Source organism: Bacillus cereus group sp. BceL220 (genome assembly GCF_051776965.1).
GTDB classification, from domain to species: Bacteria; Bacillota; Bacilli; order Bacillales; family Bacillaceae_G; genus Bacillus_A; species Bacillus_A cereus.
Map to the genome: position 1 here is coordinate 460,517 of NZ_JBPWBC010000001.1, position 13,590 is coordinate 474,106.

Consider the following 13,590-nt stretch of genomic DNA (forward strand, 5'->3'; position numbering starts at 1 on the left):
CCTATATGTATAAACGTATTTACAGCTAGTATAAAAAAAGGATGACACAATGTCATCCTTTTCTACTTATTATTCACATAACCTTTTCATATTACAATATTTTTTGTAAAAATTGTTGCGCACGTTCACTTTTCGGCGCTGCAAAAAATTCTTCTGGCGCACTATCTTCTACAAGCTTTCCTCCGTCCAAGAAAAGAACACGATCTGCCACTTCTTTTGCAAAGCCCATTTCATGTGTAACGATAGCCATCGTCATTCCTGTCGTAACTAACGATTTCATAACTTCTAACACTTCTTTCACCATCTCTGGATCTAGCGCCGATGTCGGTTCATCAAATAACATAACTTCCGGTTCCATCGCTAACGCTCTTGCAATTGCTACACGTTGCTTTTGTCCTCCCGACAAACGATTCGGATACGTATTTTTTTTATCTACTAATCCAACCTTTTCTAAAAGTTTCTCAGCTTTCTTTTCAGCTTCTTGCTTCGTTACCCCTTTTACATTGATAGGAGCATACGTAATATTTTCTAATACAGTCATATGAGGAAATAAGTGAAAATGCTGAAATACCATACCGACATTTTCACGAACATGCATAACATTCGTTTTCGGATTCGTTACTTCTTCCGTTCCAATCCAAATGTGACCATCCGTTGGTGCTTCTAACATATTCATACAACGTAAAAATGTTGATTTTCCTGATCCAGAAGGTCCTATAATTGCAACTACTTCCCCTTTTTCAATCGTTGTTGTAATTCCTTTTAATACTTCGTTTTTACCAAATGATTTATGAAGGTTTTCAATTTTAATCACTTTTCTTCATTCTCCCTTCAATTGCCTTCCCGACTAATGTAAGAATAATGACTAACATATAATAAATCAGTCCAACAAAAAGTAATGGTTCAAGATATTTAAATGTCTCACCGCCTACGATGTAAGCACGACGCATTAAATCAGTCGCGCCTATTACTGTTACTACAGCTGATTCTTTCGTAAGTGTCGCAAATTCGTTCACAAGCGCTGGTAATATATTTTTTAATGCTTGAGGGAAAATAATATTTCTCATCATTTTTCCGTATGGTATCCCTAAAGCCATTGCTGCTTCTGTTTGTCCTTTATCAACTGCTTGAATACCAGCACGAATTACTTCTGACATGTATGCACCTGAATTCAAGCTAAATGCAAGTACAGCTGCTAAGAATGCTGGTATTTCATAACCAATTATTTGCGGGACACCGAAATAAATAATCATTAATTGCAATACAAGTGGTGTACCACGAAAAATTGATGTATAAAAATCTGCTGCTATATTTAATGCTCGTATTCTAGCAATTTTACAAAGTGCTAATAACGTTCCTAAAATAAATCCTGCTAAAGCTGATACCGCTACAATTTTCAAAGTAACTTCTAAACCTTTTAGTATATATGGTATCGAAGGCGTAATCGCCGAAAAATCTAAGTTCATTCTTTTCATTCCCCTCACAGAAAAGTGAAAGGCAGCTTATTTTCCGCTGCCAAACCATTTCTTCACTAATTTATCCATTTCTCCATTTTCTTGCATTTTTTTAATTACTTTATTAAATTCAGCTGTTTTATCACTGTTTTTCGGAAGGGCAATTGCTGCTCCAACTTCTTCTGGCGCTTCTTTAATTTCAATTCCTTGTAAATCTTTCATTTTCTCTAAATAATTTTTAGCAACTGTGTCTTCTATAATTGCAGCGTCAAAACGACCAGCTTTAATTTCTTGTACGATTTCTGGTATACGGTCACGTCCCTCAACTTGGAAATCTACTTGTTTTTTAAATTCTGCCGCTTTCTCTTCTTGAATAGATCCTGTTTGTACCCCTACTTTTTTCCCTTTTAAATCCTCTACAGATTTAATGTTAGAATCCTTTTTAGAAACAACCATATTTTTCGCAACAAAATAAATATCTGTAAAATCAACATTATTTTTACGCTCTGCAGTTGGCGTCATGCCTGCCATTACGAAATCAACTTTTCCTGAACTAAGAGATGCTAATAAACCACCAAAATCCATATCTTTCACTTTCACTTCATACCCAAGTTCTTTTCCGATATATTTAGCAACATCAACATCAAAACCAATAATTTCATCACTTTTTGAAGCTTCCACGTATTCATATGGTTTATAATCTGCTGAAGTCCCCATTACGAGTACTTTCTTATTTCCTTTTGTTTCTTTCGATTCCCCATTACTACAAGCGCTGAATATACTTACAATTAAAATAAGTGCAAACGATATTGATACTAACTTCTTCATCTTTCTTCCCCCTAATGATGTATATTTAAAAGTTTAATAGAATATTTATTCGATGTTTGTATTGTATCAGCACTTTTATTTTTATGCAATATATAAAATAAAAATAAATAATAAAACAATATAAACGCTATTTGTTATGTATAAAATGATGCATAAAACAACATAACTATGCATATCTCTGAAATTTTAATAATAAATAAAAAAGGCGGCACATCCACTTGATTGTGGATGTGCCGCCTTTTCTCTTATTTTTTATAGTTCTTCACAATTCTCTTCAAAATATGATTGTAGTTTCGCAATAACTTGCATCGGTTCATGACCTTCAATTTCATGACGCTCTACCATCGTTACAATTTTTCCATCTTTTAATAAAGCAAATGATGGAGAAGAAGGTGGGTACCCTTCGAAATATTCACGCGCTCTTGCTGTCGCTTCTTTATCTTGACCTGCAAACACCGTTACAAGGTGGTTAGGACGTTTATCATAATGTACGGAATGCGCAGCAGCAGGACGAGCAATACCACCTGCACAACCACATACAGAGTTTACCATTACAAGTGTTGTTCCATTTCTTTTAAACGCTTCTTCTACCGCTTCTGGCGTCGTCAATTCTGTATATCCAGCAGAGACAATCTCTTCACGCGCTTGGCGGACAACATCATTCATAAAAAAGTTAAAATTAATCACTCTTTTCCCTCCTCTAAAACTACCTATTTGTATCTTACCAGTTAATGTTTATGAAATACAAGTAAGTTTACTTGTATTTAAGTATAGAAAAGGTGTTAGAGCAATTGCTCTAACACCTTTTCTTTAATGACCACGATGTTTTTGCTTTGCTTTTTGTACTTTAATTAAACGTCTTCTTTCTTTTTCAGCTTCTCGCTTCTCCTTAGACTGCACTTTCTTTTCTTGTTTATGCAATTCATAAGATAAACTAATCGCCTCTTGCGCCTTAGTAAAACGTTTAACATTTGTTTCTTTTGCTGCTTGTCGTATGATACGCTTTATGTTTTTAGGACGCTGTTTTTCTTTAACTTCTACACCACATTTTGCAAAATGCTGAAAATGCTCTAAAAGTGAACCATTCACAAACATAAGCACTTCTTCATCTGACGGTTCCGCTCCAAAAATATACCTCGCTCCATACAATTTCCCTTGTTCTTTGCATGTAATAATTCCAACAAAAAATTGGCCATCGTGATATACTGTCAAATCCATTGACAGCCCCTCCTTTAAAAAATTAGAAATACGGGACATCCCGGAGGGGAAGGTTACTGACATGAAATCATGCGTCTGGACTACCAACCAGAACTGTGTTTTTGTATTTCTTTCACTATTATTATATCTTTTTTTCCATAATCTTCATATATTCAGCAATCATTTTTTTATGCGATCCTACAATATAGTCAGGTAGTTCTGTTACTGAAAAGAATTTAAGCTGAACTGCTTCTTCTTTATTCATAACAAAATCCCCTTCGTATTCATCCGTATAATAGGCGGTTGTTACAGATTGAAATTCATCACCGTTTGCTAATTTTGTAAAGTAGTTCGCTCCAGAAAATACATTGATTAGTCGCAAGTTCTTCACTTTTATTCCTGTCTCTTCATATACTTCACGATAAGCTGTTTCTTCTGGTGATTCACTAAGCTCCATTAGCCCGCCAGGTAGCCCCCATTTTCCGTACGGCTCTGTCCGCTGCTGCAATAAAACATATCCATTTTCATTTATAACGAGTACAACAGCACCAACTAAAATTAAAGGGCGATGACCAACTATTTTTCGTAATTCTTCTACATATCCCACCGTATCGCCTCCTTTTTCGTTGTCCACACTATTGTATCATATGTACGAAACGACAAAATGCGTATATTTTTCATTTTTTTAACAAAATATTTATTTTATGTGATTCATCTACTGTAGCTAACATAATGGATTCGACTTCTGTACTCTCCTCTAGAAATTCTCTCGCCCACGCTTCTGTTTTTCCTAATAATGCAAGAACATCTTTCTGAATCCTCCCATCCTTTACTAATACAAAAGAAACTGGAGATTTTCTTCCCGCCACTTTAAGATCAAGCCGCGAAACTGCTTCATATTCTGGATACCGAAATATAGAAACGACACCGTTCGCTTCCCATAATGCTAATTTAATCGTTTGAATATCGCTCACATTTCGCATGCGAAGTTCCGAAAACAAATATTCCACGGTAATTCTCGCCTTTTTCAAATTGCTAAAATCAATGGAACCATTATGTATAAGAATGATAGGTGCTGGCTCTAAAAAGCGTCTCCATCTATCCCATTTCAGCATTAAAACTGAGCTTATAATATGAAGTACAACGAGTATGAACGTTGTAATCATCGAGCCCAGTAACCCTACTTTTTCATCAGACAATGCGTTAGAAATATTCCCACCAAGCAATAACACTAATACAACATCTAAAAAACGAAGTTGTGCGATAGACCTTTGCCCCATTGCTTTCGCAACTAATATTAAAAATATGTATGCTATAATAGCCCGAATAACCCATTCACTATTAGAAAGATGCCGTGCTCCTTCAAAAATATGCATATGCATCACTTTGCACTCCTTACCCGTCTCAAACTGCTATCCTGTTTTAGTTTGCAACGTTTATGAGCATATATGTAAAAAAAGCTGGTTCGTTTAAAAACGAACCAGCTTTTTTTACTTAACTGAAAACATATATTTTTTATAAGTTTTCCGTACCGATAGTATGAGCCCCATCATAATCATATTCGAGAATAAGGAACTTCCCCCATACGATAAGAAAGGTAATGCAATACCTTTTACAGGCATTAATCCAACGATCATACCGATGTTTTGGAATATTTGAACTGTTAATATACCGATCGATCCAGCGCATAATAATGTACCAAATAAATTATCAGCGGAATAACCAATAATAATTGTTCGATATAGTAGTAATAGGAACAAGAAGACAACTAACGCTGCTACGATAAATCCACCTTCTTCGGCAATTGTAGCGAAAATAAAGTCAGTATGCTTCTCTGGGATATAGACGCTTCCTCCCCCAAACCCTTTACCTTCCATTCCTCCACTACCTACAGCTAAAATCGATTGTTGCGTTTGATAACCTTGATCTGCATTTTCAAATGGATTTAACCAACCTACAATACGCGACTGTTGGTGAGGTTTTAGTAAAGTAACTAAATTATTATAGAAAAAATCTTGATACTTAAAGAAAATAAATATTAAAGCAGATAATATGGTCAACGGAATAACTGTACATAATGCTATCAATTTCTTTTGAATACCTGACATAAATAAAATACATGCAATAGCAGCAGCATATAAGAACACCATACCTGTATCAGGTTGACTATATACAACCGCCATAGGTGGAAGTGACACTAGCATAATTTTACCTACTAGCTTTAAATCTGTTTGGAATGTCCTTGCCATATACTGTGCATTATGTTTTACTGCTATACTCGCTACTACAAGTAGCAATGCAATTTTGAAAAACTCAGACGGCTGAATTTGTCCAAATACTGGGAAAACAAACCATCTTTTTGCACCTAATTTTTCAGGTGTAAAACCTGATGGTGGTAATACTTTCAAAAGAATAAGTGAAGCAAACCCAGCAATATAAAGCGGCCAAGATAATTTTTGTAACTGATCTAAATCAATGCTTGCAACAAGAAGTAACAATACAACCCCAATTATGTAGTTAACACCTTGTTTCATAGCAAAGTTTGCAGCTCCATACTGTCCCGTTTGCTGACTGCTATATATAGCAGCTATACTCGTCACACATAGTGCACACAAAATTAAAATTAATTTTACATCTAAACTTTTTAGAAACTCGGTACTTCTTTTCATGACATCCTCCTGAAACATTGTTACGGCAAAAATAAAAAACCAGGAGTCAACATTCTTCATGTTTTGACGACTGATTACACATTATCTATAAAACACTTATATAGAATAACTCTCTTTTTCATACAATACAATATATTATACTACAGTTTCATCAGTAAGATTTGCCAAAAAAATTATTCTTTTCTTATTTTATATCCATATACCATATATCAGCAATGTATTTTCGTAAATTCCTAATACATAATCGTTTATTGTAAGATTACTGGGAAAGGTATTTATACATATAGTAGGATGTAGATGAAGAAATAAGATAATAAAAAGCTCGCATAAGCGAGCTTTTTATTAATATACAGATGTATTATTTTCTGACATGTTTTCCAAAATTTCTTTAACACGTCCTAAGAACTTACCACAAATTAAACCATCAAGTACTCGGTGATCAAGTGATAAACATAAGTTAACCATGTCACGAGCACCGAACATACCGTTATCCATAATTACTGGGCGCTTTACAATTGATTCAACTTGTAAAATAGCCGCTTGTGGGTAATTAATAATACCCATAGATTGAACAGAACCGAATGATCCTGTGTTATTAATTGTAAATGTTCCACCTTGCATTTCGTCTGCTTTTAACGATTTCGTACGTACTTTTCCTGCAAGTTCTGTAATTTCACGAGCGATACCTTTAATTGTTTTCTCGTCCGCTTGCTTAATTACTGGTACAAATAGTTCTTCCTCTGTTGCAACAGCGATAGAAAGGTTAATATCTTTCTTCTGAACAATTTTATCGCCAGCCCACATTGAATTGATTTGAGGATACTCTTTTAACGCTTGTGCTACTGCTTTTACGAAGAAAGCAAAGAACGTTAAGTTAAAGCCTTCACGCTTCTTAAAGTCACCTTTGATTGAGTTACGGTATGACACAAGGTTTGTCACATCTACTTCAATCATCATCCAAGCATGTGGTGCTTCATGTTTACTACGTAACATGTTTGCTGCGATTGCTTTACGCACACCTGTGACTGGAATTTCGATATCTCCAGGCATTGTAGGTACAGAAACTGGTTTCGCAGCTTCTACTTTTTGCGCTACTGGTGCTGCTTTTGGTGCTTCTGGGCGAGCTTCTACTACCGCCGCTACAGCTTCCTCTTTCTTCGCCGCACCTGCTTGCGGAATATTTCCAGATTCCACTAGCTTTAAAATATCTTTACGAGTGATACGGCCGTTTGCTCCCGTACCCTCTACTAGATCTAAATCAACGTTATGCTCACCCGCAAGTTTTAACACAGCTGGTGAAAAACGTGGTTTTCCATCAGTTGGTTGTTTTACTTTCGGTGCTTTTCCAGGCGTAATTGCTGCTGCCTTTGGTTCTTCTTTCGTTTTTTCCTCAACAGCTGTTGCTGCTACTTCGTCTGCGCCTTCTACTTGAATCACACAAACTACTTCACCTACAGCTAACGTATCACCTTCACCAGCGATTAACTCTTTCACAATACCAGTGAAAGAAGATGGTACTTCAGCATTTACTTTATCAGTCATTACTTCTGCAAGCGGATCATACTTGTTTACGTGATCGCCAACATTAACGAGCCATTTACTAATTGTGCCCTCTGTAACGCTCTCCCCGAGCTGAGGCATTGTAATATTTTCTACAGCCATGTATAGTCCCCCCGATTAAAATTCCGCAAGTTCACGCATTGCTTTTTCAACTTTATCTGGATTTACCATAAAGAATTTTTCCATTGTTGGTGCATATGGCATTGCTGGAACGTCTGGACCTGCAAGACGTGCGATTGGCGCATCTAAATCAAATAGACAGTTTTCAGCAATAATTGCTGCCACTTCACTCATAATGCTTCCTTCTTTATTGTCTTCTGTTACAAGAAGAACTTTACCTGTTTTAGAAGCTGCTTCAATGATTGCTTCTTTATCTAATGGATATACAGTACGTAAATCAAGAATGTGTGCAGAGATGCCATCTTGTGCTAACTTTTCAGCTGCTTGAAGAGCAAAATGAACACATAATCCGTACGTGATAACTGTAATATCATCACCTTCACGTTTTACATCTGCTTTTCCGATTGGTAATACGTAGTCATCCTCCGGCACTTCACCTTTAATTAAACGATATGCACGTTTATGTTCGAAGAATAATACTGGATCTTCATCACGAATGGCTGCTTTTAATAAGCCTTTTGCATCATATGGTGTAGAAGGGATAACGATTTTTAAACCTGGCTGGTTTGCAAACATCGCTTCTACAGATTGTGAATGATACAATGCACCGTGAACACCCCCACCAAATGGTGCACGGATTGTAACTGGACAAGTCCAATCATTATTAGAACGATAACGAATTTTTGCTGCCTCAGAAACAATTTGGTTTACTGCTGGCATGATGAAATCAGCAAACTGCATTTCAGCGATTGGACGCATACCATACATTGCTGCACCAATTGCTACCCCAGCAATTGCAGATTCTGCAAGCGGTGCATCAAGCGCACGATCTTCACCAAATTGATCATACAAACCGTGTGTCGCTTTAAACACGCCACCTTTTTTACCAACATCTTCTCCTAAAACGAATACTTTCTCATCGCGTTCCATTTCTTCGCGCATTGCTAATGTAATAGCATCAATATAAGACATTACAGCCATGAAACGTTCCCCCCTATTCTGCGTATACGTGCTTCAATGCATCTTCAGGTGCTGCATACGGAGCATTTTCTGCATATTCTGTTGCTTCATTTACGATATGCATAATTTCGTCTAACATTTGTTTTTCCGATTCCTCAGTTAACACACCAGCTTCTTTTAAATAAGCCGCGAATGTTATAATTGAATCTTTTTTCTTTGCTTCTTCTACTTCTTCTTTATCACGATAAACACGATCATCATCGTCACTAGAATGTGCTGTTAAACGATATGATACTGTTTCAATTAAAGTTGGGCCTTCACCACGACGACCGCGATCTGCTGCTTCTTTTACAGCTTTATATACTGCAAGCGGATCGTTTCCGTCTATTGTATATCCAGGCATACCATAACCAATTGCACGATCTGATACGTTTTTACATGCTAATTGTTTTTCAACCGGAATAGAGATTGCATATTTGTTATTTTCACACATAAAAATAACAGGTAGTTTGTGTACACCAGCAAAGTTTGCCCCTTCATGGAAGTCACCTTGGTTTGAAGAACCTTCTCCAAATGTAACGAACGTTACTAAATCTTTCTTCTCCATTTTTCCAGCTAGTGCAATACCAACTGCATGTGGTACTTGCGTTGTTACTGGAGATGAACCTGTAACAATACGATTTTTCTTTTGACCGAAGTGACCAGGCATTTGACGACCACCAGAGTTTGGATCTCCAGCTTTCGCGAAAGCAGACAACATAAGCTCTTTAGCTGTCATACCAAATGCTAGTACAACACCCATATCACGATAGTATGGTAATGCATAATCTTTCTCTCTATCAAGAGCGAACGCCGCTCCAACTTGTGCAGCCTCTTGTCCTTGACAAGAAATTACGAATGGAATTTTACCAGCGCGGTTTAATAACCACATACGTTCGTCGATTTTACGTGCAAGTAACATCGTACGGAACATTTCTAATACTTGCTCATCACTTAAGCCAAGCTCTTCATGGCGCTTTTCTTTTACTTCTGCCATTTTTCATAACCTCCTAAATCCACATTTTTATGCGTGTAACGCTCTTCCATCTACAGCAAGTGCTGCTTCACCAATCGCCTCAGATAATGATGGATGCGGATGAATTGTATGTGCTACTTCCCAAGGTGTTGCATCAAGTACTCTTGCAAGACCAGCTTCAGAAATCATATCTGTTACATGTGGTCCAATCATATGAACACCAAGAATGTCATTTGTCTCTTCATCAACTACAAGTTTTACGAAACCATCTGATTCTCCGTATACAAGTGCTTTTCCGATTGCGCGGAATGAGAACTTACCTACTTTTAACTTATAGCCTTTTTCTTTCGCTTCTTGTTCTGTTAAGCCAACAGAAGCAACTTCTGGACTGCTATATACGCATTTTGATACCATAGAGTAATCAATTGGTGTAACTTCTTTCCCTGCAATATGTTCTACTGCAGCAATTCCTTCATGAGAAGCAACGTGAGCAAGTTGCAGGCCACCAATTACATCTCCAATTGCGTAAATATGCGATTCTTTCGTTTGATAAAACTCATTTGTTTGAATGTATCCTTTTTCCACAACGATATCTGTGTTCTCTAAGCCAATATTTTGCGTATTCGCTTGTCTTCCTACAGATACAAGCATTTTTTCTGCTTTAAATTCTTTATTTTCGCCGTTGTGTTCAGCTTGGATTGTTACTCCATTATCTTTTACCAATGTTTCTGGTAATACTTTTGCACCAGTTACCACTTTAATACCTTTTTTCTTGAATAGACGTTGCATTTCTTTTGAAACGTCTTGATCTTCTAGTGGTAATATCGTTTTTGCATACTCTAATACTGTAACTTCTACACCGAAGTCAGCAAGCATAGATGCCCACTCAATACCGATTACACCGCCACCAACGATAATAATCGAACTAGGAAGCGTTTCCATTTTTAGGGCATGATCCGAAGACATTACGTATTCTCCATCTAATTCTAAACCTGGTAATGAATTTGGACGAGAACCTGTTGCAACAAGTACATTTTTTGGAATTAACATTTCATTCTCTTCTCCACTTGCAAGTTCAACTGAAATTGTCCCTGGCATAGGAGAGAAAATAGACGGGCCAAGAATACGACCAATACCTTCAAACACATCAATTTTACCTTGTTTCATTAAATGTTGAACGCCTTTATGAAGCTGCGTTACAATCTTCTCTTTACGCTCTTGTACTTTCGCAAAGTTTAGTTCTACATTGCTTGCAATAACTCCGAACTCTTCGCTTTTTTTAGCAGTTGCATATACTTCCGCACTACGTAAAAGAGCTTTACTAGGAATACATCCTTTGTGTAAACAAGTACCACCAAGATTTTCTTTTTCGACTAGTGCTGTTTTTAAACCTAATTGTGATGCACGAATTGCAGCAACATATCCACCAGTACCGCCGCCAACGATGACTAAATCATATTCTTTTGCCATTATCTCAACCCCTAGCTACCGTTTCTTTTTCACGTACAACGTATTCTTTTGGAGCTTCTTCTTCACGTAATACACGAAGTGCTCCTTCTGCTAACGCTTCTAACTCATCTTCGCCTGGATGTACGATAACATCTGCAATCCAGTCCACTCGCTCTTTTATTTCATCGACAAGAATTTTACTGTATGCCAGTCCACCAGTTAATACGATTGCATCGATTTTCCCGTGAAGTACAGCGCTAGCTCCGCCAATCTCTTTTGCAACTTGATATGCCATTGCTTTATAAATAAGAGTTGCTTCAGGATCACCTTTTTCAACCATTTGCTCTACTTTAATCGCATCATTTGTACCGATTAAACTTACAAGTCCACCTTGTCCGACAAGTTTTTTAATCATTTCATCACGGTAATACTCACCAGAGAAACACATTTCTACTAGTTGCCCTACTGGTACTGTACCAGCGCGCTCTGGACTAAATGGTCCTTCTCCGTTTAAACCGTTATTCACATCGATTACTCTTCCTTTTTTATGAGCACCAACTGTAATACCGCCACCCATATGTGTAACTAATAAATTTAAATCCTCGTATTTGTGATTTAACTGTTCAGCTACTTTACGAGCAACTGCTTTTTGATTTAATGCATGGAAGATACTTTTGCGTTCCATACCAGCAATACCACTTATACGAGCAACCGGCTCCATCTCATCTACAACGACAGGATCCACAATGAATGCAGGAATGTTTAATCCAGAAGCAATTTCATATGCTAAAATGCCTCCAAGGTTTGAAGCGTGATGACCGCTAAAGCCATTTTTCAAATCTTCTAACATCGCATCGTTTACTGTATACGTACCGCCTTCGATTGGACGAAGTAATCCACCACGCCCACAAACAGCGTTTAATTTTGAAATGTTAATACCATGAGAATGTAGAACTTCTAAAATCGTTTCTTTTCGAAACTCATATTGGTCGATAATTCTCTTATATTTTCCAATCTGTTCTACGTCATGACGAATCGTTTCTTCTAGAACGGGTCTTTCATTATCAAAAACACCAATTTTTGTGGATGTACTACCTGGGTTAATAACAAGAATTCGATTTACAGACAATGTTGCTACCTCCACTAATAAATTCAAAAGGAAGCGGAAACCTCATAAGAGGTAACCACACCTTTTGTAAAAGTTATATATGAATGATTAGCGACGGCTAATAATATCGTGACCGTTGCGTAAGTAAGTGCTACGAGAATTTTTCAAGCTTGCAATGCGCTCTTCAGCTAGACGATCTGCCGCTACATAAGTTGCTATGCCATCGCGTTTTGAAATTTCGATTACTTTTGCAATCGTGTCATAAATAGACTCAACACGTTTTAGTGCACGTTCTCTATTGTATCCATATAATTCGTCTGCTACGTTAATTACGCCACCTGCATTAATTACATAATCTGGTGCGTATACAATACCCATTTCATGAATGATGTCACCGTGACGATCTTCTTTTAATTGGTTATTTGCAGAACCTGCGATTACTTTTGCTTTAAGTTGTGGAATAGTTTCATCATTAACTGTTGCGCCTAATGCACATGGTGCGTAAATATCGCATTCCACACCGTAAATTTCATTTGGTTCAACTGCTGATGCACCGAATTCTTCTACAGCACGTTGTACAGCTTCTTTATTAATATCTGTAACGATTAATTTTGCTCCTTCAGCGTGTAAATGTTTGCATAGATGATACGCTACGTTACCAACGCCTTGAACAGCAATTACTTTTCCTTCTAAATTGTCAGTACCGAAAGCTTCTTTTGCAGCTGCTTTCATACCACGATAAACACCGTATGCAGTTACTGGAGATGGGTTACCAGAAGAACCGAATGATGGTGAGATACCTGTTACAAAGTCAGTTTCTTCGTGGATAATATCCATATCATCTACTGTTGTACCAACATCTTCAGCTGTAATGTATCGTCCGTTTAGTCCTTGGATATAACGTCCTAGTGCACGGAACATTGCTTCGCTCTTATCTTTACGAGGATCACCGATAATTACTGTTTTCGCACCACCTAAGTTTAAACCAGCTGCTGCGTTTTTGTATGTCATCCCTTTTGCAAGACGCAATGCATCTTCAATCGCCGCTTCTTCAGAATCATATGTCCACATTCTTGTTCCTCCAAGAGCCGGTCCAAGTGTTGTATCATGAATTGCAATAATTGCTTTTAAACCAGATTCTTTATCTTGACAAAATACCACTTGCTCATAATCATATTTTTCTAAGTATTCGAAGATTTCTAATGTCATTGTCGTTTCCCCCTAATGTTT

Annotated in this window: 14 protein-coding genes; all 14 read right to left on the reverse strand. The window is 37.2% G+C overall.

Annotated elements, in window-relative coordinates; genetic code table 11:
• Nucleotides 1-91 precede the first annotated feature (91 nt).
• Nucleotides 92-814 carry an amino acid ABC transporter ATP-binding protein gene (locus ACS2FK_RS02405; protein ID WP_000590203.1) on the reverse strand — a complete coding sequence of 241 codons (723 nt, stop codon included), beginning with the start codon at nt 812-814 and terminating at the stop codon, nt 92-94.
• Nucleotides 807-1,466, reverse strand: a complete 660-nt coding sequence (locus ACS2FK_RS02410) for an amino acid ABC transporter permease (protein WP_001046915.1) — start codon at nt 1,464-1,466, stop codon at nt 807-809. The genes ACS2FK_RS02405 and ACS2FK_RS02410 overlap by 8 nt, the downstream gene beginning before the upstream one ends.
• A gap of 36 nt (nt 1,467-1,502) precedes the next feature.
• Nucleotides 1,503-2,282, reverse strand: a complete 780-nt coding sequence (locus tag ACS2FK_RS02415; RefSeq protein ID WP_000737678.1) for a transporter substrate-binding domain-containing protein — start codon at nt 2,280-2,282, stop codon at nt 1,503-1,505.
• Nucleotides 2,283-2,534: 252 nt separating this feature from the next.
• Nucleotides 2,535-2,948, reverse strand: a complete 414-nt coding sequence (locus ACS2FK_RS02420; RefSeq protein ID WP_001979317.1) for a BrxA/BrxB family bacilliredoxin — start codon at nt 2,946-2,948, stop codon at nt 2,535-2,537.
• A gap of 144 nt (nt 2,949-3,092) precedes the next feature.
• A complete protein-coding gene (locus ACS2FK_RS02425; protein ID WP_000366603.1) occupies nt 3,093-3,500 on the reverse strand; it encodes a YjdF family protein in 408 nt (135 codons plus the stop codon).
• A gap of 121 nt (nt 3,501-3,621) precedes the next feature.
• Nucleotides 3,622-4,086, reverse strand: a complete 465-nt coding sequence (locus ACS2FK_RS02430; protein WP_000542551.1) for an NUDIX hydrolase — start codon at nt 4,084-4,086, stop codon at nt 3,622-3,624.
• Between the two features lie 70 nt (nt 4,087-4,156).
• Nucleotides 4,157-4,861: a DUF421 domain-containing protein gene (locus tag ACS2FK_RS02435; RefSeq protein WP_000550963.1), complete on the reverse strand. Its 705-nt coding sequence runs from the start codon at nt 4,859-4,861 to the stop codon at nt 4,157-4,159.
• A 108-nt stretch (nt 4,862-4,969) separates the two neighbouring features.
• Nucleotides 4,970-6,148, reverse strand: coding sequence for an FtsW/RodA/SpoVE family cell cycle protein (locus tag ACS2FK_RS02440; protein ID WP_000831181.1), 1,179 nt, complete (start codon nt 6,146-6,148; stop codon nt 4,970-4,972).
• 342 nt (nt 6,149-6,490) lie between these two features.
• Nucleotides 6,491-7,810 (reverse strand): dihydrolipoamide acetyltransferase family protein, encoded by a 1,320-nt coding sequence (locus ACS2FK_RS02445; RefSeq protein ID WP_023522987.1) that lies wholly within the window; start codon nt 7,808-7,810, stop codon nt 6,491-6,493.
• A 15-nt stretch (nt 7,811-7,825) separates the two neighbouring features.
• Entirely contained in the window at nt 7,826-8,809 is a 984-nt protein-coding gene (gene bfmBAB / locus ACS2FK_RS02450; RefSeq protein WP_000290071.1) for a 3-methyl-2-oxobutanoate dehydrogenase subunit beta, read from the reverse strand.
• Between the two features lie 13 nt (nt 8,810-8,822).
• The gene (bfmBAA, locus tag ACS2FK_RS02455) at nt 8,823-9,824 is read right to left on the reverse strand and encodes a 3-methyl-2-oxobutanoate dehydrogenase subunit alpha (RefSeq protein WP_000852551.1); all 1,002 of its coding nucleotides are present in this window, start codon (nt 9,822-9,824) and stop codon (nt 8,823-8,825) included.
• 27 nt (nt 9,825-9,851) lie between these two features.
• Nucleotides 9,852-11,273 carry a dihydrolipoyl dehydrogenase gene (gene lpdA, locus ACS2FK_RS02460; protein WP_001051295.1) on the reverse strand — a complete coding sequence of 474 codons (1,422 nt, stop codon included), beginning with the start codon at nt 11,271-11,273 and terminating at the stop codon, nt 9,852-9,854.
• Between the two features lie 4 nt (nt 11,274-11,277).
• Nucleotides 11,278-12,381, reverse strand: a complete 1,104-nt coding sequence (buk, locus tag ACS2FK_RS02465; RefSeq protein ID WP_000115781.1) for a butyrate kinase — start codon at nt 12,379-12,381, stop codon at nt 11,278-11,280.
• A gap of 87 nt (nt 12,382-12,468) precedes the next feature.
• Nucleotides 12,469-13,569: a leucine dehydrogenase gene (locus ACS2FK_RS02470; protein ID WP_000171355.1), complete on the reverse strand. Its 1,101-nt coding sequence runs from the start codon at nt 13,567-13,569 to the stop codon at nt 12,469-12,471.
• Nucleotides 13,570-13,590 lie beyond the last annotated feature (21 nt).